General features: G+C 68.8%; 19 protein-coding genes. 12 read left to right on the top strand and 7 right to left on the bottom strand.

Translation table 11 applies throughout. The annotated features are described in order from the left end of the window. Positions 1–279: 279 nt before the first annotated feature. The 4 genes from F8O03_RS18300 to F8O03_RS17090 form a co-directional block, all read right to left on the bottom strand. Positions 280–726 (bottom strand): class I SAM-dependent methyltransferase, encoded by a 447-nt coding sequence (locus tag F8O03_RS18300; RefSeq protein WP_208851901.1) that lies wholly within the window; start codon positions 724–726, stop codon positions 280–282. Positions 727–1,255: 529 nt separating this feature from the next. Next, positions 1,256–4,873 carry a glycosyl hydrolase gene (locus F8O03_RS17100; protein WP_151424950.1) on the bottom strand — a complete coding sequence of 1,206 codons (3,618 nt, stop codon included), beginning with the start codon at positions 4,871–4,873 and terminating at the stop codon, positions 1,256–1,258. A gap of 118 nt (positions 4,874–4,991) precedes the next feature. Continuing rightward, entirely contained in the window at positions 4,992–5,780 is a 789-nt protein-coding gene (locus F8O03_RS17095; RefSeq protein ID WP_151424949.1) for an SDR family NAD(P)-dependent oxidoreductase, read from the bottom strand. Continuing rightward, on the bottom strand, positions 5,780–6,613 hold the full coding sequence (locus F8O03_RS17090) for an SDR family NAD(P)-dependent oxidoreductase (protein WP_151424948.1): 834 nt from the start codon (positions 6,611–6,613) through the stop codon (positions 5,780–5,782). The genes F8O03_RS17095 and F8O03_RS17090 overlap by 1 nt, the downstream gene beginning before the upstream one ends. A gap of 81 nt (positions 6,614–6,694) precedes the next feature. Between F8O03_RS17090 and F8O03_RS17085 the strand changes: the two genes are divergently transcribed. From F8O03_RS17085 to F8O03_RS17060, 6 genes are all read left to right on the top strand, one after another. Further along, on the top strand, positions 6,695–7,303 hold the full coding sequence (locus F8O03_RS17085; RefSeq protein ID WP_151424947.1) for a TetR/AcrR family transcriptional regulator: 609 nt from the start codon (positions 6,695–6,697) through the stop codon (positions 7,301–7,303). A gap of 179 nt (positions 7,304–7,482) precedes the next feature. Next, positions 7,483–8,991, top strand: coding sequence for a sugar ABC transporter ATP-binding protein (locus tag F8O03_RS17080; RefSeq protein ID WP_104254725.1), 1,509 nt, complete (start codon positions 7,483–7,485; stop codon positions 8,989–8,991). Beyond that, positions 8,991–10,043, top strand: coding sequence for an ABC transporter permease (locus F8O03_RS17075; protein WP_104254724.1), 1,053 nt, complete (start codon positions 8,991–8,993; stop codon positions 10,041–10,043). The genes F8O03_RS17080 and F8O03_RS17075 overlap by 1 nt, the downstream gene beginning before the upstream one ends. Beyond that, positions 10,040–11,134, top strand: a complete 1,095-nt coding sequence (locus F8O03_RS17070) for an ABC transporter permease (protein ID WP_151424946.1) — start codon at positions 10,040–10,042, stop codon at positions 11,132–11,134. Before F8O03_RS17075 ends, F8O03_RS17070 begins: the two co-directional genes overlap by 4 nt. A 60-nt stretch (positions 11,135–11,194) precedes the next feature. Continuing rightward, entirely contained in the window at positions 11,195–12,226 is a 1,032-nt protein-coding gene (gene rhaS, locus F8O03_RS17065) for a rhamnose ABC transporter substrate-binding protein (protein WP_151424945.1), read from the top strand. 307 nt (positions 12,227–12,533) lie between these two features. After that, the gene (locus tag F8O03_RS17060; protein ID WP_151424944.1) at positions 12,534–12,866 is read left to right on the top strand and encodes an L-rhamnose mutarotase; all 333 of its coding nucleotides are present in this window, start codon (positions 12,534–12,536) and stop codon (positions 12,864–12,866) included. A 235-nt stretch (positions 12,867–13,101) separates the two neighbouring features. On the opposite strand, the gene F8O03_RS17055 is transcribed toward F8O03_RS17060, so the two are convergent. Beyond that, on the bottom strand, positions 13,102–13,653 hold the full coding sequence (locus F8O03_RS17055; protein WP_151424943.1) for a nucleotidyltransferase family protein: 552 nt from the start codon (positions 13,651–13,653) through the stop codon (positions 13,102–13,104). A gap of 467 nt (positions 13,654–14,120) precedes the next feature. Beyond that, positions 14,121–15,197 (bottom strand): XdhC family protein, encoded by a 1,077-nt coding sequence (locus F8O03_RS17050; RefSeq protein WP_151424942.1) that lies wholly within the window; start codon positions 15,195–15,197, stop codon positions 14,121–14,123. Between the two features lie 170 nt (positions 15,198–15,367). Here F8O03_RS17050 and F8O03_RS17045 point away from each other — a divergent pair, with 170 nt between their 5' ends. From F8O03_RS17045 to F8O03_RS17020, 6 genes are read left to right on the top strand one after another with little or no spacing between them, the layout of a single operon-like run. Next, positions 15,368–16,195, top strand: a complete 828-nt coding sequence (locus F8O03_RS17045; RefSeq protein ID WP_151424941.1) for an FAD binding domain-containing protein — start codon at positions 15,368–15,370, stop codon at positions 16,193–16,195. Then, entirely contained in the window at positions 16,192–19,038 is a 2,847-nt protein-coding gene (locus tag F8O03_RS17040; RefSeq protein WP_151424940.1) for a molybdopterin-dependent oxidoreductase, read from the top strand. Before F8O03_RS17045 ends, F8O03_RS17040 begins: the two co-directional genes overlap by 4 nt. Positions 19,039–19,082: 44 nt before the next feature. After that, the gene (locus F8O03_RS17035; protein ID WP_151424939.1) at positions 19,083–20,174 is read left to right on the top strand and encodes an ABC transporter substrate-binding protein; all 1,092 of its coding nucleotides are present in this window, start codon (positions 19,083–19,085) and stop codon (positions 20,172–20,174) included. A 4-nt stretch (positions 20,175–20,178) separates the two neighbouring features. Beyond that, positions 20,179–21,003, top strand: a complete 825-nt coding sequence (locus tag F8O03_RS17030; RefSeq protein WP_151424938.1) for an ABC transporter ATP-binding protein — start codon at positions 20,179–20,181, stop codon at positions 21,001–21,003. 2 nt (positions 21,004–21,005) lie between these two features. Next, complete coding sequence (locus F8O03_RS17025; RefSeq protein ID WP_151425012.1) at positions 21,006–21,815, top strand: ABC transporter permease; 810 nt, start codon at positions 21,006–21,008, stop codon at positions 21,813–21,815. Continuing rightward, positions 21,812–22,690: an ABC transporter permease gene (locus F8O03_RS17020; RefSeq protein ID WP_151424936.1), complete on the top strand. Its 879-nt coding sequence runs from the start codon at positions 21,812–21,814 to the stop codon at positions 22,688–22,690. Before F8O03_RS17025 ends, F8O03_RS17020 begins: the two co-directional genes overlap by 4 nt. Positions 22,691–22,767: 77 nt before the next feature. Here the strand turns inward: F8O03_RS17020 and F8O03_RS17015 are convergent, their stop codons facing one another. Then, on the bottom strand, positions 22,768–24,135 hold the full coding sequence (locus F8O03_RS17015; protein ID WP_151424935.1) for an amidohydrolase family protein: 1,368 nt from the start codon (positions 24,133–24,135) through the stop codon (positions 22,768–22,770). Between the last annotated feature and the right edge of the window lie 19 nt (positions 24,136–24,154).

The raw sequence follows: 24,154 nt of genomic DNA, 5'->3' as shown, positions 1-24,154 counted from the left end.
CCTGACCGTCACCGCCCAGAGATTGGGGCCAGCAGCTATCGACTTGCCGAAACGATCGTTAGTCGCGTGGCTTGTGCCAGATGATCGCGTAACGCCACATCGCCAGCCCAGTCCATCTGGCGCCCGGCAGCACCTGGTCGGCACTGCGGCGCACATCGCGGTACGTGTGAGCGGCGGCCAGACGACGGGTGCCGAGTGCTCCCAGATGCCGTACCGGCGTTCGTAGACGCGCTGCTGGACGAGACCCTCGACGTCGTAGACGTAATCAAGCGGCCGCGATTAGCGAGCAAGGCCTACGACCGCGACCATGCCTCCCGGAGCGGCCAGCTCTGCGAAGCGGGAAAACGTTTGATCGAGGTTGGGAAGGTGATGGATGGTCGCGATTGAGGTCACTACGTCAAACGATGCGAGCGGCAGCGGGTAGGTCAGCACATCGTCGTGAATCCAGGTCACGTCGTGATCCTCGCCGTGCGCAGATTCCAACGCTTCCGCGTCAGGATCGAGCCCAATGACGGCGGGCACGCGCTGGTGCAGCTCGGCGGCAAGTAATCCATTGCCGGTGCCAACGTCGAGGGCGGTCTGAGCGTTCGGAGGAAGGGCATCGAGGATGAGGTGGTGATAGTGGATGTTGCTGTTCCACTGTGCGGCGCGCTTGATATCCATCTGACCAGAGTGCAGGGATCGCATCGTCTCCCGATAACGATCGTTTCTGGTGCCGGAGTCCACGAGGGTTGACTATGAATAAGCACTGAGGATTCAGTTCCTCCTGGGCTAAACGTGGCTTCACGTGCGTTGCCACCAGGTCCCGGTAGTGCATGCTCGCCACCGCCCTGTTCTGTTGCCTGGCATGTGGGCCGTGCTTCTGCGTCTTTTTGGGCGGCCGCGGCGCCGGTGTGCCAGGTTGTCTCCGGTGCGCCGTGGAGGTCATTTCCCTTGTCTTGATCGCGCCAGCCTTCGCGTGCGCAATCGTCCTCGCTCGACCCGCGTGGTTGGGTGGCTGGTGGCCCGGTGCGAGTGCTCGACGTGTTCTTGGAGCGGCAGCGATGGAAGCGGTCGCTTCTCCGAAGGAAACCTGTGGCAGCGGATGGTTCCGCCGCAATCGTTCATCTCGGCGTCTGAACGACGTGCGCGCGGCCACCTTCGACCTGCCGCAGGACGCGGACCGGACATGCCTGAGGAGGCTGGGGTCTGACCAACGTGGCCCCTGCATCCACACGTTCGTGGATGCAGGGGCCGCGCCCGGTTCTGCTCTGGACTACTCGATGGTCGCGCGTCCGCGGCGCTTCTTGATGAGGAACGCCGTCCCTGTGCCCGCGAGGACGACCCCGAGGAGCGCGAGGAAGCCGGCGAGGCTGCCGTCGACGCCCGTCGTGGCGAGGTCGCCGTCCTGGCCGTCAGCACCTGAACCGCCGTTGCCGGGGCTCGCTGTCGGCGCGGTCGTACCGGTGCCGCCCGTCGAGGTCGGCTGCGGCGTGGGCTCGCCCGTCGGCTCGGGACTCACGGTCGGCTCGGGCGCGGCGAGTGCCACCGTGTCGCGGTAGGGGGTCAGCGTGATGGGCCCCATGAGTCCCGTGCGCTGGTTCTCCGCGGTCTGGTAGTTGGAGTCGCCGGTCGCCTTGACCGCGTTGAACATGGTGGTGGCGACGCGCACGACGACCGAGTTGTCACCTGGCTCGAGGTGCTGACCGAGGTCGATTCGCGAGCGGTCGGCCTGGTTCACCGTGACCTGCTGCCCATTCACCCAGACCTGAGCGGTGTCGAGCACGTCACCGAGTCCGAGGTACGCGCCGTCCGTTTTCTTCCAGGTGTCGGGCAGGGTCACCGTGGTGCTGTAGGTGCCGAGTCCGGATGCGCTGCTCAGGTCGACATCAGCGGAGATCTCGAGCCACGACGGCAGCTTGCCGTCAGCGTCTGCGGTGATCTCGATGGCCTGCTGGTCGGTCTTGAGCGTCTTGGACGCCGTCATGCCGGTGGAGTCCGGCCCCGGGCCCCACGTCTGAGCGGCCAGTGACCAGGCGGTCAGCCCCTGAGCCGGTGCCAATCCGCTGACCTCGGTCGTCGTGGAGGTGCCGTCGCTGAACTCCGTGCGGAACGCGCCGTCACCGGTCGCGCGCACGGAGACGCTGCCGTCAGCCGCAGGCGCGAGCACCTGCGCGTCGCTCGCGACCGCATGCGTGCCCGGCTGCGTCTCGTCGACGAGCGCGAAGATGGCGGTGTCGTGAGCGGCGACGTCGATGGAGACCGTGACGCTGTCACCGTCCTGCGTGAACTCGCCGACCGGCGTCACCTCGCCGGACCACGGGTCCAGCTGGTAGGGGCGGCCGGTGCCCGCGAGGGTCAGCGTCTGCTGGACTGCCTCGCCGGATCGGTTGTACACGAAGTCGTACGTGACGCCGTCAGCTGCGCGCCGCACGAAGCCGAGCGCCGAGCCCTGACCGCTCGGAGCCGCGGCGGGCGTGATCGAGTCGCCACCGAGAGCCGAGGGCAGCTCCGCCTCGGTTGCGAGCTGCGTGACGCTGGGCTGCGCGAGGAGCTCCGCGACGACGGTCGCCAGCTCCTCGGCCCCAGGCTCAGCCCCGGTCAGCTCGCTCGGCGCCTGCCCGACGACGTAGACCCGCAGGCCCTGCTTCGCGAGGTCCCGCAGCGAGCGTGCCCCATCGAGGGAGATCGTGCGCTGGTCGTTGAGGACGACCGCCTTGTACCCGGAGCGGTCGCCGAACAGGCCGCCGTCCGCATCCGGTGCCAGGCCCTCTTCTGCGAGGAACTGGGGTGCGAAGTAGTCGTAGGTGTACCCGGCCGACGAGGTCGCGGAGTTGGTGCCGAGCATGTGCTGCTCAGCCTGCTGGCCGCTCACCGACGAGCCCTTGAGGCCCAGGTCCTCGTAGTAGACGCCCAGGTCGAGCTTCGCCTGGCCTTCGCGCAGCACGTACTGGGTGCGGGCGAGGGCATCGTTGACACCCGTCATGTCCTCCCAGTTGGCCTGGCGGGGTCCAAAGACGTCGTTCACGTTGAGCGCGCCGAAGATGTCCCAAGGCTGGTAGCCGGGCCAGGTGCCGCCATCGCGACCCGCTATCCCGACCCCGGTGGGTGCATCCGGGTACGCGAAACCGTGCCACACGAGCTGGTTCACGCCTCCCGCGTAGCTCTTGTACACGCTGTCGAGCAGGCCCTGCGAGTACTTGCCGCCGAGGACGGACCCCTCGCCGCTGTCCGAGAACTGCCCGCCGATGTTGGGTCCGGCCATGCCGGAGCGGTAGCCGCCGAAGAACACGGCGCAGCACTCGACCGAGACGACGTCCTTGCCTGCGAGGTGCGCGCCCCCGCTGACGGCGCGGTAGTTCTGCTCAGCTCCGAGCGGGTTGGGGCTGCCGAAGTTCAGCGACTCGCCCTCTGGGATGCCGGCTGCAGAGGAGGCGTGCGACGTGGAGGTGGGGAGCCCGTACGCCTGCACGCGGAAGTCGAGGCCGTGCGTCTGCGCCCACGACTGCATGGGGGTCACGTACTCGTCGATGAACAGGTCGCTGACCGTCTCGCGGTAGTCCTCGCGGGCCTTGTCGCCGATGTCGCCGATCTCGAACGCCGCCTCGTGCGACCCCTGGATGCCGATGCCGGCCAGGGCGGGGAGGACTTCGGTCGCGTCGTAGCCGCGGCGCTCCTCGAACTGCTCGAGGAAGCTCCACGTCCATTTCTGGGATTCGCCGAGTTCGAGGGAGTCCTCGAAGATGGCGCCGCCGCCGACCTTGTCGAGGTTCGCCTTGACTGCGTCGGTGAGGATGTTCTCGTCCCAGAAGTCGGCCTGGATGTCGACGCCGCCTCTGCCGAGGTGATCGACGACGTAGTTCGGCTGCGTCGCCGTGTAGCCGCCGCGCTGCCCGACGAGGCCGGATGCGGTCTGCTGGAAGTCGATGACGGCCCAGCGGTTGCCGTCGGTCGGGAACGTGTAGTCGAGCTGCCCGTCGACGACCTTGTCGGTCACGTCGAGGATGGTGCCGGGCACAAGCGCGGCAGGGCCCTCGCTGCCCGGTGCGCAGTCGGCTTCGCACTGCGCGATCACCGTGCGGAGGCGAGTGGTCTCTGCGACGTTCACAAGGGGCGCGTCGGCCGCGTGATCGGCCGAGACCGGGGTCACGGTCAGGGTTCCGGTTGCGCCGAGGCGGTCGCCGAGGGCGGTGACCGTGACCTTCTCAGCTGACCCATCCGCCCCGAGCGTCACGACGTCGCCGACCGCGAAGCCACCGAGACTCGAGACGGTCAGGCTCGTCTGGCCCGCGGTCGCCGCCTCGGTGAGCTTCGTCGCGACCGAGGGTGGCGCCGTCAGGGGCGCCGGGAGGGCGCCGGCGATCGTCTCACCCGGTGCGTGAGCTGACCAGCCGAAGATGAGCTGCTGCTCTGCTTCCGGCTGGTTGAAGCTGTTCAGAGTGGGAACGGTCGGCGGGTAGTGCGGCCCGAGGTTCTGGTCGACGATGAGGCCCAGCTCGGCGGCCTTCTCGGTGATGACCTCCATCTTGTGAGCCCAGGCGGGTGTGCCCCAGCCGTATTCGGCCAGGAACGCGTTGCTCTGATTGCCCTCGCCGGCGACGATGAACGGCGCGACCTCGACGCCGCCGGCTCCGGAGGCGGCGATCTGGTCGAGCTGCTCGCGCAGCACGCTGTCCTCGGTGTACGCCAGCGGCATCCACCACCGGAACATCGGTCGGACGGATGCGGGCGGATCGGCGAACGCGGCGGCGTCGATGACGGGTGTCGTCGCCGGGGGAGTGATCGGCTCAGCAGTCGCCGGGGCGGCGAGCAGCGGAGTGAGGAGGACCGAGAAGGTCGCTGCCGCCGCGAGCGCGACGGTGCGCCGCTGTCGGCCTCGAATGGGTTGGGGCACGGGTGTTCCTTTCCCTGCGCTTGGCAGGATGTGTGGTGCGAATGATGAGTGAAACGATTCACATGAAGGCCGGAAAACCCCGCTCCCTCGACTGCTCGGGGGAGCGGGGGTGACGAGCTCAGGCCTGGATGACAGCCCCGCCGTCGGCGTTGAAGTTCTGGCCGGTGATCCAACGGCTGTCGTCGCTGGCGAGGAAGATCAGGACCGGGGCGATGTCCGCCGCCGGGTCGCCGAACCGTCCGAGCGGATTGACCGACATCTGCTGCTTCACGAACTCCGAGTACTCGGGCGCGAGGCCGTGCAGGATGGTGTCCGTGAGCGCAACCGGCGCGAGCGTGTTCACGCGGATGCCGCTCGCCCCGAGCTCTCGGGCCGCAACCATGGACAGGCCGCGGATCGCCGCCTTGTCGGGAACGTAGGACGCGTATCCCTCCATCCCGGTCTCGTAGACCCCGGAGACCAGGTTGATGATCGAGGCGGTCCCCTCAGCCCTGGCCATGTGCGGGTGGCAGAGCTGCATGAGCCGCCACACGGCCATTGCGCCGACCTCGAACGCGGTGCGAAGCGACGAGATGTCCTGCTGCAGGAAGGGAGTGAGCTCTGCTTCGAAGTTCGCGTTGTTGATCAGCACGTCGATGCGGCCGAAGCGCTCGACGGTTCGCGCGACGTAGTTCTCGAGGTGCTCCACATCGGTCACGTCGCAGACGACCCCGAGCACCTCAGCCCCCTGCGCTTCGCAGAGTGCCACCGTCTCGAGGAGCGCGGCCTCGCTGCGTGCCGAGATGGAGAGCTTCGCTCCGGCCTTCGCCAGCTCGATCGCATTCTGCTTCCCGAGTCCCTTGCTCACTCCCGTCATCATGACGACCTTGCCGTGAAGGCGCCCCTGGTTCTGGTTCTCCGTGGACATCAGATCGTCTCCCCGGCGTCGGCGAGCAGCGTGCTACCGGTCATGATCATTGACAGGTCGCTCGCGGCGAACAGCACGACGCGCGCGATGTCGTCCGGAGTGCCGGTGCGGCCGATCAGGCTCTGGTTCATGACGTCGAGGTCTGGCAGTTCCACGCCGGTGGCCTTCGCGGCTTCCATCCCGGCTGCGGCTGCGGCGATGTTCCCCTCGGTCGGCACGTAGCTCGGGGCGACCCCGAGCACGCGGATCCCCATCGGCGCGAGGTCGAGTGCGAGTGACTTCGTGAGGCCGTTGGCGGCGTGCTTGGAGCTCGCATAGGCGGCCATGCCGGGGAAGCCGACCTTGAATCCTGCCGTGGAGATGATGTTCACGATGACGCCGCCGGAATCGCCCTGGCTCATGTGCCTCGCGGCTTCACGCGAGCCGAGGAAGGCGCCGCGGGTATTCACCGCGAACACCTGGTCCCACATCTCGTCTGGCATGTCGAGCACGGGCGCGTTCGGGAAGATGCCCGCGTTGTTGACCCAGATGTCGATGCCACCGAGCTGCTCTGCGGCGAGGTCTGCGGCGGCGGCGATGGATTCGGTTCGGCTCACGTCGGCGGCAGTGGCGATGGCGCGTGTCTTGTGCTGCGTCGCGATCTGCTCGGCCGCCGCCTCGGCGCCTCCGAGGTCGAGGTCGATGATGAGGAGGTCGGCGCCGGCTTCGGCGAGCCGTTCGCAGATGGCGCGGCCGAGGCCCTGTGCTCCACCGGTGACGACTGCGCGGCGCCCTCTCAGCGAGATGAGGTCGGTGATGGGCGCTGTCGAGACGTCGGGGAACGGGTACGGCATGAGACCTCCACGTTGAGTTCTGAGCGAGTATTGGCAGAGTATGTCAATACTCCGACGTCGGCAAGGAGGAACAATGTGGCTATGAGTGAGACACGACGGCCTGGTCGTCCCGCGTCCGCGGATCACGGCCAGCTCCGCAGTCAGATGCTGCAGATCATCCTCCGCGACGGATACGGGCACGTCACGATGGCGCAGCTCGCCGCGGAGGCCGGCATCAGTGTGCGCACGTTGCACCGCCACTTCCCGTCCAAGGCCGACATCGTCTGGCAGGGCGCGGAAGGCGGGCACGAGGCATTGAGGCGCGAACTCGACACGGTGGATCCCGAGCTGCCGGTGCTGCAGGCGCTCGCGGTCGCGGTCGGCAGGGTGTTCGACCTCGAGGCGGAAGATGAGCCGACCGCGCGTCTCCGGCTCCGCGCCATCGCGGCCATGCCGCCCGAGCTGTCGTCCCGCCCCGATGCGTACTCGGGGTGGCGAGCGGAGACAGCAGTGTTCCTGGCGCGCAGGCTGGGCCTCGGTCCGGACGACCTGGTCGTGCGGGCGGCGAGCGCGGCCGTCCAGGCGACGATGGCGGAGGCTCTCTCGTGGTGGGCGACGAACGCCGGTTCGCACGAGAGTGCCCACTCGGCGATCGAGCGGGCATTCCTGGGGTTGGAGGGCGCGCTGGTCCCGAGCCCCGGTGGCGCGTGACGCTCCCGTGTAACAAGTCCGCATCCCCCGCTTGACGTTTTCTGCGAGCGTCGCGTAGTGTCACATCCAGTCGCTTGAAACGATTCACAAAGTCGGTGAACGCCAAGCGGATCACAACGCTCATTCCAGAGCACCTCCCTCAACACCCCGCAATACTCAACGAAGAGAACGGAGCCACCGTGACGAGTTCGCAAGTCGTACTCGAGCTGCGCGATGTGCAGAAGTCATTCGGATCCGTCGTCGCACTCCGATCCGGCACGATCGCCGTCGAGTCCGGTTCGATCCACGCACTCGTGGGTGAGAACGGCGCCGGCAAGTCCACGCTCGTCAAGATCGTCGCTGGCCTCTACCAGCGCGACGCCGGCACCTTCCAGCTCGGCGGCGAAGACGTCAACTTCACATCCACGGCCCAGTCGAAGGCCGCGGGCGTCGCGGTCATCTACCAGGAGCCGACGCTCTTCCCCGACCTCTCGGTCACCGAGAACATCTTCATGGGCCGCCAGCCCACGAACCGCTTCGGCCGCATCAACCGCGCAGCGATGCGCGACGAGGCCAAGGCGCTCTTCGCCAGACTCGGCGTCAACATCGACCCCGACCGCCCGGCCGAGGGCCTCTCGATCGCCGACCAGCAGGTCATCGAGATCGCCAAGGCCGTCTCGCTCAACGCGCGAGTGCTCATCATGGACGAGCCGACAGCAGCCCTCTCCGGCGTCGAGGTCGACCGCCTCTTCGCCATCGCCCGCAGCCTGCGCGACGAGGGCCGCGGCCTCATGTTCATCTCCCACCGCTTCGACGAGGTCTTCGCGCTCTGCGACAAGGTCACCGTCATGCGCGACGGCAGCTACATCGCGACCAACCTCATCAGCGAGACCACCGTGGATGCGCTTGTGCAGCAGATGGTCGGCCGCGAGGTCACCGAGCTGTTCCCGAAGCAGGAGGCCGTGATCGGCGAGCCGGTGCTCGTCGTCGAGGACCTCGAGAGCCCAGGCATCTTCCACGACATCAGCTTCACCGTCCGCTCCGGAGAGATCGTCGGCCTCGCCGGCCTCGTCGGCGCCGGCCGCAGCGAGGTCGCCCGCGCCGTCTTCGGCGTCGATAAGTACAAGTCGGGCCGTGTCACCGTCGACGGCAAGACCGTCAAGCCCGGATCGCCCGTCGCCGCCATGCAGGCTGGCCTCGCGCTCATCCCAGAAGACCGCCGCAAGCAGGGCCTCGTCGTCGACTCCGGAGTCGGCGAGAACATCACGAGCGTCATCCTGAACCAGCTCACGAAGCTCGGCGTCATCAACGGCCGCAAGCAGCACGACGAAGCCCGCGAATGGGCGACGAAGCTCGAGGTGAAGGCGCAGGCGCTCGACACGATCGCCGGCACCCTCTCCGGAGGCAACCAGCAGAAGGTCGTCATCGCCAAATGGCTCGCGACGAACCCCAAGCTCCTCATCATCGATGAGCCGACGCGAGGCATCGACGTCGGCACCAAGTCAGAAGTGCACCGCCTGCTCTCCCAGCTCGCGGGCACCGGGATGGGAATCCTCATGATCTCCTCGGAGCTCCCAGAAGTCCTTGGCATGGCCGACCGCGTGCTCGTCATGCACGAAGGCCGCATCTCCCAGGAGATCGACCGCAGCCAGGCCACCAGCGAGAGCGTCATGCGCGCCGCGACCGGCGCAGTGACGGTGGTGCTCTGATGACCACGACCACCACGCAGGGGCCGCACCCCACCGCCGGCGCGCCAATGCCGCCCAAGAAGGCCATCCGCTTCGGCAACTTCGGCAAGGCGCGCGAGCTGGGCATCCTCCTCGCACTCGCGATCGTCCTCATCGTCGCGACCGTCGCCAACCCGAACTTCCTGTTCAGCCCAGACGGCTGGCGCGACCTCTTCCTGACGCCGTCCATCCTGCTGCTCGTCGCAGTCGGCCAGGCCATCGTCCTCATCACCCGCAACGTCGACCTGTCGGTCGGCTCCGTGATCGGCCTCACCGCCTTCCTCACGGGCCGCCTCTTCATCGACTTCCCCGGCATCCCGATCCCCGTCGTCGTCATCGCGGCAGTGCTGTTCGGCGCGATCCTCGGCTTCGTCAACGGCGCGCTCGTCGCCTACGTGCGAGTGCCAGCCATGGTGATCACGCTCGGCACGCTCTACGCCTACCGCGGCATCAACGTCATGTGGGCTGGATCGAGCCGCATCAATGCAAGCGACATGCCCCGCGACTTCCTCGGGCTCGGCACCGGTCAGATCCTCACCATCCCGATCCTCACGATCGTCGCCGTCATCGTGCTCGCCATCGCCGCCTGGGTCATGAAGAACACCCGCCCCGGCCGCGAGTTCTACGCCATCGGCTCGGACCCGGACGCCGCGAAGCTCTACGGCCTCCCCGACGTGCGCCGCGTGCTCACCGCGTTCGTGCTCTCCGGCGCGCTCGCCGGGCTCGCCGGAGTCTTCTACGTCGCCCGCTACGGCACCGTCAGCTCCCAAGCCGGAGCCGGTTGGGAACTGGATGCGGTCGGAGCGGCCGTCATCGGCGGCGTCGCCATCACCGGTGGCGTCGGAACCCTCTGGGGCGCGGCCATCGGCGCGATGCTCCTCATGACCATCAACCGCGTGCTCCCGCTCGTCGGCATCCCGGACTTCTGGCAGCGCGCCGTCGTCGGTGTGCTCATCCTCGCCGCGATCGTCCTCGACCGCGTCCTCGCCATCCGCCAATCCCGCAAGCTCGTCGAAGCGAGGGAGGAATCATGACCGCTCTCACGACCCCAACGTCGTCCGCTGCCACGCAGCGCACCATCGAGAACTACTCGCAGCCAGCCTGGCGGCGGATGCTGTTCACCCGCGAGATGGCGATCGTCGCCCTCCTCGTCGTGGTGTGCGTCGTCTCCATGGCCGCCGTGAAGGGCTTCTCGCAGCCCATCACCATCACCTACCTGCTCATGGACGTCGCCGCGGTGCTCATCATCGCCCTCCCGATGACGCTCATCATGATCACCGGTGAGATCGACCTGTCGGTCGGCTCCATGGTCGGACTCTCCAGCGTCACCACCGGCGCCCTCTACCAGGCGGGCCTCCCATTCGAGGTCGCCGCCCTCGCCGCGATCATCGTCGGCGTCCTCGGCGGAGCGTTCAACGGCTTCCTCGTCACCAAGGTCGGCCTGCCATCGCTCGCCGTCACCATCGGTACGCTCGCCCTCTTCCGCGGCATCGCGGTCGGCGTGCTCGGCACCGCAGCGGTCACGTCGTTCCCCGAATTCTGGACCGACATCGCGAAGGCCAAGATCGTGGGCACGCCCCTGCCGGCCATCATGATCCCGTTCCTCATCCTGCTCGCGATCTTCATCATCGTGCTCCACTACACGCCCTTCGGGCGCGGGGTCTACGCGATCGGCCTCTCCAAGGAAGCCGCCCACTTCTCGGGCGTCCCCGTCGGCCGCACGAAGTTCATCCTGTTCGTGCTGTCCGGCGCCCTCGCGGCCCTCGCCGGCATCTACTTCACGCTGCGCTACGGCTCAGCGCGAGGCGACAACGCGACCGGCCTCGAGCTCCAGGTCATCGCGGCCGTCGTGCTGGGCGGCGTCTCCGTCTTCGGCGGACGCGGCAAGCTCTTCGGAGTCGTCGCAGCCGTCCTCCTCATCGGCGTCCTCGCCAGCGCCCTGCGCCTCGCGAACGTCACCTCCGACGTCATCAACATCATCACGGGAGTGCTCCTCATCGCCTCCGTCGTCGGAGCGAGCCTCCTCCCCAGGATCCGCCGCAAGCGGCCCCGGGTAGCCAAGTCCGCCAAAACGGACAGGCCGCTGGTCGGCACGACCAGCACCAAGACCACCACTTCCAACTAGACGCAACACCCCAACCGTCGCCCGGAACACCGAGCGGCTCAGTACCCGAAGGGAAACCCCATGAAGCTCGCAACGAAGCGGCTGAGCGCAGCTGGCGCACTCGCAGTCAGTGCAGCACTCGTGCTCACTGGATGCACCACCGGCGGCGACGACACCGCAGCAAGCGGCGGCGACACCGGCAACCTCACCGTCACCTTCCTCCCCAAGAACCTCGGAAACCCGTACTTCGAGGCTTCCAGCGTCGGCGGCGAGGCTGCTGCCACCGAATTCGGCGGCACGTTCGCCGAGGTCGGCCCGTCCGAGGCGACCCCAGACGCGCAGGTCAGCTACATCAACACGCTCACGCAGCAGGGCGTCGGCGGCATCGTCATCGCCGCCAACGACCCCGAGGCGATCTGCGACGCCCTCAACGAGGCCCGCGACGCCGGCACGAAGGTCGTCACCTTCGACTCCGACACCAACCCGGAATGCCGCGACCTGTTCATCAACCAGGCTGACGCCGACGGCATCGCCAAGGCGCAGATCGACCTCATCGCCGAGCAGATCGGTGGATCCGGCGAGATCGCCATCCTCTCCGCAACGGCCAACGCCACGAACCAGAACGCCTGGATCGAGAAGATGGAAGAGTACGTCGGCACCGAGTACCCCGACATCACCATCGTCGAGACCGTCTACGGCGACGACGACGACCAGACCTCGTTCGACAAGACCGCGGCACTCCTCCAGACGCACCCCAACCTCAAGGGCATCGTCTCGCCCACGACGGTCGGCATCGCGGCTGCAGCACGCTACATCCAGACGTCCGACTTCAAGGGCAAGGTCGCAGTGACCGGGCTCGGCACCCCGAACCAGATGCGCGAGTTCGTCGAGGACGGCACCGTCACCTCGTTCGCCCTCTGGAACCCGGAAGACCTCGGCTACCTGTCGGCGTTCGCAGCCCAGGCACTCATCGCCGGTGACATCACCGGCGCTGAAGGCGACACCTTCACCGCAGGCGAGCTCGGCGAGTACACGGTCGGCGCCGACGGCACCGTCCTGCTCGGCGACCCCTTCGTCTTCGACAAGGACAACATCGGCGACTTCAGCTTCTAACAGCTGAACACCTGAAGGCGGGCGCCAGTCGCCTCGCCGAACCGAACTGCAGACGCCGCGCCGGGGCCACCTCCCGACGCGGCGTCTGCGCATTTCGCTCCGCGCATCCGCCCTGCGCATCCGCCCTCGAGTGCATCCACGCGGGAAGTGCGTTTTCGTTTCGTGACGAGCCTGCATTTTCCGGATGTTTGTGCCGGGCCGGGCCGGGGCGGGCCGGGCCGGGGCGGGGCGCCAGGCGCCGTCGGCCGCAGCACCGTCAGCCGCGGCACTGCTCAGAACGTGGCATCTCATCAGATAGGAAGAGCTCATGCCGAGAATCGGATTCCAACTCAAGGTCGCACCCAAGCACATCGACGAGTACGTGCGCCGCCACGCGGAGGTGTGGCCGGAGATGCTCGCCGAGATCGCGGCGGCCGGCCGACGCAACTACTCGCTGTTCCTGGCGCCGGACGGCACGCTCTTCGGCAGCTACGACGTCGACGACGAGGCCGCCGCGAACGCGTACCTCGCCGCCTCGCCCGTCGCGGCACGCTGGGAAGCTGACATGTCCCAGTTCTTCGACGGCCTCGAAGGCCGGGCCGACCAGGCCGCATCCCCCCTCGTCGAGGTCTTCAACCTGGAAGACCAGCTCGGCGCGTAGCGGGCTTTCCGCCCGCCGCCCTCGCGAAGACCTGTGGCTCGTGCATCCCGTCCCACCGACGTAGCTGCCGAACTCCGAGGTCTGCGAGCGAGCCCCGCGGTCTGCGAGCGAGCCCCGAGGTCTGCGAGCGAGCCCCGCGGAGACCTGGGGCTAGCGCGGCTGGCGTGGCCCGTTGAGTTGCGTGAAGCCCAGGTCTGCGCAGATTGCTCGGCGCGTGCCGAGAAGACGCGGATGTTCAGGCCGGGCGGGTGTCGATGTCGTGGCCATGCCACAGGTCGCCGCATTCGACCGAGACGGCGCTCCGGGCCGTCAGGTACGCGCCGGCGCCTCGGTCACCGGCGAGGCTCGAGGCGAGGGGAATCCAGTGCTCGCGGCCGATGAGCACCGGATGCCCGGGCTCGCCGCCGTAGCTCGCCCGGGCAAGCGGCCCACCCGCACCGAGAACCCTCCGGCAGGCCATGACCGGCAGATCGGGCGTGTCGACGGGGATCAGCAGGACGGCGTCCGCATCGGTCGTCGCGGCGGCACGCAGCGCGGCGCGCACTGAGGCAGCGAGGCCCTCCGCCCAGTCCGGCACGGACACGACCGCCGCGCTCGCCGGTACCAGCGCGGAGGCCTCCGCGCGCCCGGCGCCGAGGGCGACGAGCACCTCTGAGCATCCGGCCCCGACAAGCGTCTCCACGGCCAGCGCCACCCACGGCGTTCCATCGGGCAGAGACGCCAGCGCCTTCGGCCCGCCAAACCTTGACCCCGCCCCCGCCGCCAGCACGACCCCGGCCACGCTCATCCGCACACCTGGGCCGGGAGCATCTCCGCTGGCCCCGCCGCATGCGCAACCCCCGGGTCCCTGGGCGGCCCCTGGGTAGACCTCGGCTTCCGGCAACCGCAGCCGCCGATTCGGATGCGGAACTCCCGGGTCTGTGCGGGGTCTTGCGCCGGCCGTGCAGACGTGGGTTGTGCGCTTCCGCGGCCGCCGTCGGGGATGCGGAACTCCCGGGTCTGTGCGGGGTCTTGCGCCGGCCGTGCAGACGTGGGTTGTGCGCATCCGCATCCGTCGCTTTGGATGCGGAACTCCCAGGTCTGTGCGGGGTCTTGCCCCGGTCGCGCAGACGTGGGTTGTGTGCATCCGCATCCGCCGATTCGGATGCGGAACCCCCAGGTCTGCGCGCAGCGCACTCGCAGTTCTCGGCGCCGCCACACGCCTCGGCTCACACGCGGCTCCTCATGCGCACACCAATCCGTGCCTGGACGCCGTCATGATGCGACGCGAGCGTCCAGCGGCCGATGCACCGGACCCGAGAGCTCAGACAGGCGGCGGCCGGATGCGCCATGCCGGTCGGCGACGATCTCGGCAAGAATCGAGAGGGCAGTCTCCTCTGGAGAGCGACCTCCCAGGTCGAGTCCTATCGGCGAACGCAGCCGCTCAAGCTGCTCAGCCGACACCGGTTGCTTGGCCGACCCGGACCCGGACCCGGACCCGGATTCCAGCGACCCGGACCCGGACCCCGCCCCAGCCCCCGACGACTCCGCTGCCAGCCGCTCGAGCCGTTCTTCGTGCGTCTGGCGGCTGCCCATCACGCCGACGTAGCCGGCGTCGGACGCGAGCGCCGCGCGCAGTGCGGGCACGTCGAGCTTCGGGTCGTGCGTGAGCACGCACACGGCGGTGCGCGCATCCGCCTCCGCGGACTCCAGGTAGCGGTGCGGCCAGGCGACGACGACGTCTGCCCCGGGGAAGCGGGCCGCCGTCGCGAACACCTCGCGAGGGTCGACGACCGTCACCCGCATGCCCGCGGCGATCGCGATGCGGGAGAGCGCCACGGCGAACTCGACCGCGCCCACGAGGATGAGCCGGGGCGGCGACCCGAGGGTGATCGTCACGGCTCCCGACGAGGGTGGCGCGGTCTGGTCGATGACGCCTCGCCCGACGTCGGCGCCTTCGACCAGCAGCGTGTACGTCACCTGCATGGCACGCGCTTCGCGTTCGGCCAGGAGCAGGATGTCCCGGGCGGCGACGCTTCCGGGCGGGATGGGGCGCACGAGCACCTCGATGACGCCGCCGCAGCTCAGGCCAACGGAGAACGCCTCGGCAGAGCTGTACCCGAACGTCTCGACGCTCACGGCGCCACTCCGGATCGCCTCCAGGCACTGCTCGTAGACGGCGCCCTCCACGCATCCGCCCGACACGTTTCCGAAGACTTCCCCCTCCGCGGACACGATGAGGCTCGCACCCACCTCGCGGGGCGCGCTGCCGCTCACGGCGACGAGCGTCGCCATCGCGAACGGACGCCCGGCCCGCGCCCACTCGGCGGCAATCGGCAGAATTCCACGCATGCCGAAACGCTAGGCGCGCCCCATTGCGCGCCTGTTGCGGGCAGGTGAAGGTCGTCGCATCCCACGACCCACGATCGAAACACCGACGAAACGGCCGTCTGCTTCACTCCCCAGCATCCGATCTCGCGCTCAGTCAGCTGCACGCGCACGACTCACGACCGGGAGGGCCGATGGACATCACGACGGTGCGCTCGTACCGCGTCGCACGATCCCGCGAGGACCTGCTGCTCGCGCCGGGCGAGGTGATCCTCGCGGGCGGCACGTGGCTCATGAGCGAGCCGCAGCCCGCCACGACGGGCTTCGTCGACGTGACCGGAATGGCCTGGCCTGATATCGAGGCGGATACGGGCGGGTTGCGCATCGCGGCGACCTGCACCATCGCCACGCTCGTCGCGTGGGCGAAGAGCGCCGCGCGGGGAGGCACGCACCCGTCGCAGGTGGACTGGCCGGCGCTGTCGCTCATCCCCGCCGCCGCTGACGCGCTCCTCGCATCGTTCAAGATCTGGAACACGGCGACGGTCGGCGGCAACATCTGTCGGGCGTTCGCGGCGGCCGGCATGGTCTCGCTGTGTGTGGCGCTCGATGGGACGGCCGAGATCTGGCGGGGCGCCGACGACATCCGCCTGCCCGTCGCGGAACTGGTGACGGGGGATGGGACGACCGTGCTGCGGCCGGGCGACGTGCTCCGCAGCATCCACCTTCCGGCCGCCGCGCTGCGCTCCCACGCGCGGCTCCTCAAGATCGCGCTCGCCGAGCACGGGCGCTCGGGAGCCGTCGTCACTGGCCGCGTCGACCCCGAAGGGGGCAGCGTCTTCACTGTCACCGCGGCCACCCAGACACCCACCGTGCTCGCGTTTCCGCAGCTGCCGACCGCGGCGGAGCTCGCCGAGCGCGTCGGAGAGGCGCAGGGGTACTACGGTGACCCGCTCGGCTCGGCAGATTGGCGTCGCGGCGTGAGCATCGTGCTCGCCGAGCGCATCCGGAAGGGACTCTCGTGAAGTTCGAAGTGGACGGCACTGGCCGCTCGGCGGAGCCGCGCGCGGGCCAGTGCCTGCGGACCCTGTTGCGGGAGACCGGGTCCATGACCGTGAAGAAGGGATGCGACGCCGGCGACTGCGGCGCCTGCTCGGTCCTGCTCGACGGCACTCCCGTGCACTCGTGCCTCATCCCGGCGATGCGGGTGGCGGGGAGGAGCGTCACGACGGCCGCCGGCCTCGCACCGGGCGACGAGCTGCACCCGGTGCAGGAGGCGCTGGCGGAGGGGTTCGGCTTCCAGTGCGGCTTCTGCAGCCCGGGCATGAGCGTGACCGCGTCGACCCTGGAGGAGGCGGACCTCGACGAGTTCGACAAGCGGATGAAGGGAAACCTGTGCCGGTGCACGGGCTACCGGCCCATCCGCGAAGCGATCTGCGGGTCCGCGCGTGCGGGGTCCTGCGCACAGACCTGCGGCCTGCCCACTTCGGTCGGTGCGTCGAAGGCCCTGCCGGAAACCGCCTCTCAGCCCAGGGCGCAGCCCGACGAAGCGCCCGACCCCCAGCCCGAGCCTCAGCCCCAGCCCCAGCTCCAGACGGTCGGCAGCTCCGTCGTCCCCGAGGCGGCGAGACGCATCGTCCAGGGCCTCGAGCCGTTCACGTTCGACCTGCCGCCCGGGCATCCGGCGAGCGACGCGCTCGTGCTGCGGGTCGTGACGAGCCCGCACGCGCACGCGCGCATCCTGCGCGTCGACACGGCTGAGGCGCTTGCCGTGCCCGGCGTCGTGCGCATCTTCACGCACGAGGACGTCCCGCAGCGTCGCTACTCGTCGGCCCGCCACGAGCACCGCACCGACGACCCAGACGACACGCTCCTGCTCGACAGCGTCGTGCGGCACATCGGGCAGCGCGTCGCCGCCGTCGTCGCGGAGACTGCCGAAGCGGCGGATGCCGCGCGCGCCCTCGTCCGCGTCGACTACGATCCGCTGCCGGCCGTCTTCGACCCGGAGGAAGCCCGTCTGCCCGGCGCACCGCTGGTGCATCCGGATCGCACGCCCGAGGAGCGCGTCGACGAGGCCGAGCGCAATGTCATCACGAGCGTCCACGCGGGCCCGGACCTCACCGAGGCGTTCGCCTCGAGCGCGGTCACCGTCTCCGGCACGTGGCAGACCGCGCGTGTCACGCACGCGCAGCTCGAGACGCACGGCTCGATCGGCTGGCTCGACGACGACGGACGCCTCGTCATCCGCTCCTCGACGCAGGTGCCGTTCCTGGCACGCGACGAGATCGCCCACCTCTTCGACCTGGACCGAGATCGGGTGCGGGTGCTGGCCGCGCGGCTCGGCGGCGGGTTCGGCGGCAAGCAGGAGATCTTCACCGAGGACCTCGTCGCGCTCGCGGTGCTGAGCATCGGAAGGCCCGTCTCGTACGAGTTCTCGCGCACGGACGAGTTCCAGCGCGCCGCCGTCAGGCACCCGATGCGGGTGTCGGTCACGCTCGGCGCCGACGAGGACGGCGTGCTGACCGCGATGCAGCTCGACGTGCTCAGCAACACGGGCGCATACGGCAACCACTCGCGCGGCGTGCTCTTCCACTCACTCGCGGAGTCGACGACGATCTACCGTGTCCCGCTCCGGCGACTGGATGCGGAGGTCGTGTACACGAACACGGTGCCCTCCGGCGCCTTCCGCGGCTACGGGCTCGGCCAGGTCATCCTCGGCGTGGAGTCGGCGATGGACATGCTCGCCGAGAAGCTCGACCTCGACCCGTTCGAGCTCCGGCGACGCAACGCGATCCGCGAGGGCGACGATCCGGGGCACGACGACCTCGTGTGGGGAAGCTACGGGTTCGACCAGTGCCTCGACCTCGCGCAGGACGCGCTCCGCCGCGGCAACGGCGAGGAGGCCCCTCCCGGCTGGCTCGTCGGGGAGGGGGTCGCCGCGGCCATGATCGCCACGATGGCGCCGTTCGGGCACATCGCGCACACGACGGCGACGCTCCGCGCCGACGGCACGTACCTGCTGCGCACCGGCACGGCCGAGTTCGGCAACGGCACCACGACCGTGCTCAAGCAGATCGCGGTCACCGACCTGCGCACGAGCTTCGACCGACTCGAGCTATGGAATTCCGACACGGATGCGGTCGAGCACGACACGGGCGCGTTCGCGTCCGCTGGCATCACCGTCGCCGGCAAGGCGCTGCACGCCGCCTGCCTCTCGCTGGGGGAGCGGATGCGGGAACGCGCGGCGGCCATCACCGGGGCGTCTCCCGACGACGTGGAACTCGCACTCGACGGCGTCGAGACGCCAAGCGGGCTCATCGGCTTCGCGCGGCTGGCATCGGAGGAGAACGGCGGCGAGATCACCGCCGACGGCAGCGAGCTCGGCGAGCACCGCTCGCTCGCCTTCAACGTGCACGCCGTCAGGCTGGCCGTCGAGCCGGAGACCGGAACGGTGCGCATCCTGCAGTCCGTCCACGCTGCTGACGCCGGGTACGTCATGAACCCGGCACAGTGTCGCGGGCAGATCGAGGGCGGCGTCGCACAGGGGCTCGGCAGCGCGCTCTACGAAGAGGTGACGCTGGACGACGGCGGCCGCGTCGCCAACCCCGTGTTCCGCCTCTACCGGGTGCCGCAGTTCGCCGACGTGCCAGACACCGAGGTGTACTTCGCCGACACCAGCGACGACCTCGGGCCCTTCGGCGCGAAGTCCATGAGCGAGTCACCGTACAACCCGGTCGCCCCAGCCCTCGGGAACGCGATCGCGCGCGCCCTCGGGAGCCGCCCGTTCGAGCAGCCCTTCAGCCGTGACCGGGTCTGGCGAATCGCGAATCACGCCCGTAACACCGGCGAACCCGTCCCCGAAATATGAACTGCCTAATGTCGCGACTAGCCGATTGCATTCAAGGAGAACCGATGCACACACTCACCAGAGCACGCCGACGCGCAACTGCGGCGCTCGCCCTCACCGCAACTGCCGCGCTCGCCCTCACCGCCTGCTCGCCAAGCGCATCAGAGTCGTCCCCGGGCAGCGCATCCGTCGACCACGGCGAGATCAGCGTGCAGTACTCGTGGATCAAGAACGAGGAATTCGCGGGTGAGTACTACGCCTACGACAACGGCTACTACGACGAGGCGGGCTTCTCCGAGGTGCAGGGCATCGCGGGCCCGGACACGGGCGTCGCCAAGCTCCTCTCCGGTTCCGTGCAGTTCGCGCTCAGCGACGCCGCCTCCGTCGGAGCCGCGGTCGCGGAGCAGGACGCCCCGCTGAAGATCGTCGCGACGACCTTCCAGAAGAACCCGTTCACGATCCTGTCGCTGACAGACAAGGGCAACATCGCCACGCCGGAGGACCTGGTCGGCAAGAAGATCGGCGTGCAGGACTCGAACGCGTCCGTCTTCAAGGCGCTGCTCGCCGCGAACGGCATCAGTGAGGACCAGGTGACGGTCGTTCCCGTCGACTTCGACCCAACGCCCCTCATGAACGGTGAAGTCGACGGCTTCATGGCCTACCTGACGAACGAGGCCATCACGGTCGAGATGGAGGGCTACGAGGTCACGAACCTCGCCTACGCGGACAACGGGCTGCCGTACGTCGCCGAGGCGATCACGGTCACCGAGCAGTACCTGGACGAGAACCCGGAGCTCGTCAAAGCGTTCCTCATCGCCGAGATCAAAGGCTGGACCGACACGTTCACGCAGCCGACCGACGACACCGTCGCGAAGGTGACCGAGCACTACAACGCGTCGGCCGCAGCCGGTGACCTGACCTTCGGCGAGCTCGACCCCGCGAAGGTCGAGGCCGGCCTCATGGCCCAGGCGGAGCTGATCTCCACCCCGGAGACCGAGGCGAACGGCCTCTTCACCATCTCGGACGAGCTCAAGACGCAGACCATCGCGTCCCTCGCCGCCGCAGGGTGGGAGCTCGAAGCCGACGACCTCTTCGACACGACGATCCTCGACGAGATCTACACCGAGAACCCCGAGCTGAAGAACTATCAGCCCTAAGCTCATGACCCTCACCGACACAACAACGGATTCCGGTGCCGAGACCGGCACCGGAATCCAGATCACCGGCGTCTCCAAGTCCTTCGACCTGCGCGGCGGAAAATCGCTGCTCGCGCTGCAGGACACGGACCTGCACACCGACAAGGGATCGTTCCTCGCGCTGCTCGGCCCCTCGGGGTGCGGCAAGTCGACGATCCTGCGCATCCTCGCAGCGCTCGACCACCCCACGGCGGGGAGCGCGCTCGTCGACGGGCAGACACCCGACCAGCTGCGTGCGAACAGCGAGCTGGGGATCGCGTTCCAGGACCACGCGCTGCTTCCCTGGCGGAGCATCCGCAAGAACGTCGAACTGCCGTTCGAGGTCGCTGGGCGCCCGGTCGACAAGGCGTACGTCGATGAGCTGCTCGCCCTCGTCGGGCTCAGCGACTTCGCGAACGCCAAGCCCGCGCAACTCTCCGGCGGCATGCGGCAGCGGGCCTCGATCGCTCGAGCGCTCGTGCTCAAGCCCTCCGTGCTGCTGCTGGATGAGCCCTTCGGGGCGCTCGACGACATGACGCGGCAGAACCTCAACCTGGAGCTGCTGCGCATCTGGACGGAGAAGCCCGCGACGACGCTGCTCGTCACGCACGGCATCAGCGAGGCGATCTTCCTCGCCGATCGGGTCGCCGTCATGTCGGCGCGGCCGGGTCGTGTGCAGGAGATCATCGAAGTCGACCTGCCGCGGCCGCGCACCCCGGAGATGATGCGCACGCCCGAGTTCCACGCGCTGGTCGACCGCGCCTCCGAGCTGCTCCTCGGCGTGCACGGACACGCAGAAGCCGAGGCGTGACCATGGCCAGGGAGCGCATCCCAGGCTGGCTCGCCGCGCTCATCGGCGGGGTCGCCCTCATCCTGATCTGGTGGCTGGTCTCCTTCGCCGCCTTCCAACCCTCCGATGGGACGAGCTTCACCCCGGTGCCCTCGCCGCTCGCCGTGTTCGACTGGCTGTTCGTGCAGGGCAATGTCGCGGGCACCTGGGGTGTGTTCGCCCCGACGATCACCGCGGCGGGCATCGGCTACGTGTGGGGCAACGGCATCGCGCTGCTGCTCGCGACCGTCGTGCTCGTCTTCCCCCGCCTCGAGACGGTCATCACGCAGATCGCCGTCGTCACGTACTGCCTGCCGATCGTCGCCGTGGGCGGCATCTCCATCGTGGTGCTCGGTGGGGCGAAGAGCCCCGGCGACCCCTCGGAGACGGCCATCTTCCTCGCGGCGCTCGTGTGCGTGTTCACGACGGTCGTCGGCGCCATCCTCGGGTTCAAGTCGGCGGATCGGGCGTCGCTCGACGTCGTCCGCGTCTTCGGCGGCGGCTCGTGGATGCAGATGCGCAAGGTCCGTCTGGTCGCCGCGCTCCCCGCCATCCTCAACGCGCTCCAGATCGCCGTCCCCTCGGCGTTCCTGGGCGCCGTGCTCGGCGAGTACCTGGGATCCATCACCGCGGGGGTCGGGCCGACCCTGATCCGTCTGCAGGGTCAGCTCGACTCCGCCGGCGTCTGGTCGGTCTTCCTGTTGTGCGCGGTGTTCGCGCTCGCGGCCTACGGGCTCTTCGGGCTCGTCATCCGCCTCATCACACCGTGGGTCTCTGGAAAGGCAGTGCGATGACCGTGATCGTGGAGGACGCGCGAACGAAGGCGGCGGACGATGAGGCCGCCGAGGCTCGGATCGTGCGCGAACGGCGCAGTGCCCTCCGGAAGACGGTGCTGCGCTCGCTGGGTTCGGCGGGCATCACGCTGCTCGTGCTGCTCCTGCTCTGGCAGGCGGTCGTGAGCTTCACCGGCATCTCGTCGTTCATCGCGAAGGGGCCCCTTGACGTCTGGGAGTTCCTGTTCGGGTCCGAGGACGCCGCGGAGCACCGCGCGCAGCTGTTCCCCCTCGTGGGGCAGACCCTCGCGGACTCGGCGCTCGGGTTCGTCGTCGGCATGGCGGTCGCTATCGTGCTGGCGGTGGCGTTCAGCCTCTCCCGCGCGATCGAGGCCGGGGTCATGCCGCTTGTGCTCCTGCTGCGGACGATCCCGCTCGTCTCCATCGCGCCCGTCATCATCCTCATGACCGGTCGAGGCACCACGGCCTCCGTCGCCGTGATCGGGACGATCGTGGTGGTCTTCCCGGCACTCGCGAGCGTCCTGTTCGGCCTCAGCCGCGCGAGCCAGCAGAGCCTCGATGTCGTGCACGTGTTCGGCGGTGGCCGGCTCATGAGCCTGGTGAAGGTCAACATGCCGGGCGCGCTGCCGTCGATCTTCGCGGCCGCCCGCGTCTCCGTGCCCGGAGCCGTGACGGGGGCGCTGCTCGCCGAGTGGCTCTCGACGGGAACCGGCATCGGCGGCGCGATCCTGAAGTTCAACGCGCAAGCCCAGTTCTCCGAGCTGTGGACGTCGATCGCGCTCATCACCATCATCACGCTGGTGTCCTACAACCTCGTGCAGATCATCGAGAACATCGTCCTCGACCGCATGGGGATGGGTGTTCCGCGGCGTTGAGTCCGTTGCGCTGAGCCGTCCGCACTGTATGGGCTGAGACGTCGGGGCCGGGAGATACCTCCCGGCCCCTTCGTCGTTCAGTGCGGGTGGCCGCGGAGGGGGATGATCGCAGCCGGCAGCTCATGGAGCTTCGCCGATGCCTCTTCGGCGAGGGGGTTGGTGGATGCGCCGCCCCGGTTCACGAGCTGGCCGCCGACGTAGACGGCCTCGAGGTTTCTCGGGTTCATCGCGAGCACGTACGAGCGCACCGGGTGCCAGAGCGGTCCGACGTCGGGGGAGCGCGGGTCGACGACGACGAAGTCGGCGAACTTGCCGACCTCGAGCGAGCCGACGCGGTCGGCGACCCCCATGATGTCGGCGCCGCCGAGAGTGTGGAGGCGCAGCATCAGCTCGGGCATCATCGACAGCGGGTCCTTCGTGCGCGAACGCTGCAGGTAGATGCCCATGCGCATGTTCTGCCACGGGTCGCTCACGTCGGTGCACGCCTGGTCGTCGAGGCCGACCCCGACCTTCATCCCGAGCTGCAGCATCTCCGGCACGAGCGCTACGCCAGAGGCGAGCCGCCCGTTCGATGACGGCTGCCACGACATGCTCGCCCCGCGAGCGGCGGCCTCGGCGATGATCTCCGGGGTGGTCTGGATGAAGTGCCCGAACATGAGGCCGAGTTCGAGGGCGCCAGCATCTCGGTACATGGCGAACTTCGACTGCTGGTGCTCGACGGCCTCTGGTGATTCGAGGAAGTGCGCCTGATTGGTGATGCCGAAGCGGCGCATGGCCTCGGCCTCGAGCTCGGCGGAATTGGCCCGCGGCGACCACTGCACCTGGCCCATGATGGACGAACCGAGCGCGAATGCCGGATCCATGGCCCTCGTGTGCTCGACCTCGGCCTGCAGCCTCGCGAAGATCTCGTCGTCGCTGCCGACGGTGGCGTCCATACCGGACGCGTCCACGAAGCGGATGCCGGAGTCGAGGGTGCCGTCCGCCTGGCGATAGTGGTACTCGAGGGGGCGGATGCTCGCTGTGCCCGTCCGCTTCCCGTCGACCATCGACTCCCACGCCTGCAGCGGGTCGGTGAAGTTGTAGGCGGTCGTGACCCCGTTCGAGAGGAAGTCGAGCGAGCCGTGCAGGGTCGACCAGTACAGCTGCTCCGGGGTCATGTGGGCGGTTGTGCCGAGCATCGAGTCACACCAGCCGTAGAGGGTGTCGGCGACGCCGAGTCCACGCAGTCCGCTGGTGAACAGGTGCGAGTGGCTCGAGACGAATCCGGGGGCCACGAACTTGCCGGCCACGTCGAGGGTCTCGTCGGCGGTGACGGACGGCGTCCCGCTGCCGATGGCGGCGATGCGGCCGTCTTCGACGAGCATCCAGCCGTCTTCGATGTAGCCGGCATCCGTGGAGCCCGTGGGGATCGTGATGAGGCGTGCGTGGGTGACAAGGAGGGACATGCTCGCAACGCTAGCCAGC

It is taken from the genome of Pseudoclavibacter terrae (genome assembly GCF_008831075.1).
Lineage (GTDB): Bacteria > Actinomycetota > Actinomycetes > Actinomycetales > Microbacteriaceae > Pseudoclavibacter > Pseudoclavibacter terrae.
This window is presented reverse-complemented; position numbering and strand designations above follow the sequence as displayed.

Excerpts from the sequence above, each read along its gene's own strand:
- F8O03_RS17090 (WP_151424948.1), bottom strand. The coding sequence starts at position 6,613 with ATGCCGTACCCGTTCCCCGACGTCTCGACAGCGCCCATCACCGACCTC.
- F8O03_RS17035 (WP_151424939.1), top strand. The coding sequence starts at position 19,083 with ATGCACACACTCACCAGAGCACGCCGACGCGCAACTGCGGCGCTCGCC.
- F8O03_RS17030 (WP_151424938.1), top strand. The coding sequence starts at position 20,179 with ATGACCCTCACCGACACAACAACGGATTCCGGTGCCGAGACCGGCACC.
- F8O03_RS17025 (WP_151425012.1), top strand. The coding sequence starts at position 21,006 with ATGGCCAGGGAGCGCATCCCAGGCTGGCTCGCCGCGCTCATCGGCGGG.
- F8O03_RS17070 (WP_151424946.1), top strand. The coding sequence starts at position 10,040 with ATGACCGCTCTCACGACCCCAACGTCGTCCGCTGCCACGCAGCGCACC.
- F8O03_RS17015 (WP_151424935.1), bottom strand. The coding sequence starts at position 24,135 with ATGTCCCTCCTTGTCACCCACGCACGCCTCATCACGATCCCCACGGGC.
- F8O03_RS17020 (WP_151424936.1), top strand. The coding sequence starts at position 21,812 with ATGACCGTGATCGTGGAGGACGCGCGAACGAAGGCGGCGGACGATGAG.
- rhaS (WP_151424945.1), top strand. The coding sequence starts at position 11,195 with ATGAAGCTCGCAACGAAGCGGCTGAGCGCAGCTGGCGCACTCGCAGTC.
- F8O03_RS17095 (WP_151424949.1), bottom strand. The coding sequence starts at position 5,780 with ATGTCCACGGAGAACCAGAACCAGGGGCGCCTTCACGGCAAGGTCGTC.
- F8O03_RS17075 (WP_104254724.1), top strand. The coding sequence starts at position 8,991 with ATGACCACGACCACCACGCAGGGGCCGCACCCCACCGCCGGCGCGCCA.
- F8O03_RS17050 (WP_151424942.1), bottom strand. The coding sequence starts at position 15,197 with ATGCGTGGAATTCTGCCGATTGCCGCCGAGTGGGCGCGGGCCGGGCGT.
- F8O03_RS17060 (WP_151424944.1), top strand. The coding sequence starts at position 12,534 with ATGCCGAGAATCGGATTCCAACTCAAGGTCGCACCCAAGCACATCGAC.
- F8O03_RS17085 (WP_151424947.1), top strand. The coding sequence starts at position 6,695 with ATGAGTGAGACACGACGGCCTGGTCGTCCCGCGTCCGCGGATCACGGC.
- F8O03_RS17055 (WP_151424943.1), bottom strand. The coding sequence starts at position 13,653 with ATGAGCGTGGCCGGGGTCGTGCTGGCGGCGGGGGCGGGGTCAAGGTTT.
- F8O03_RS17045 (WP_151424941.1), top strand. The coding sequence starts at position 15,368 with ATGGACATCACGACGGTGCGCTCGTACCGCGTCGCACGATCCCGCGAG.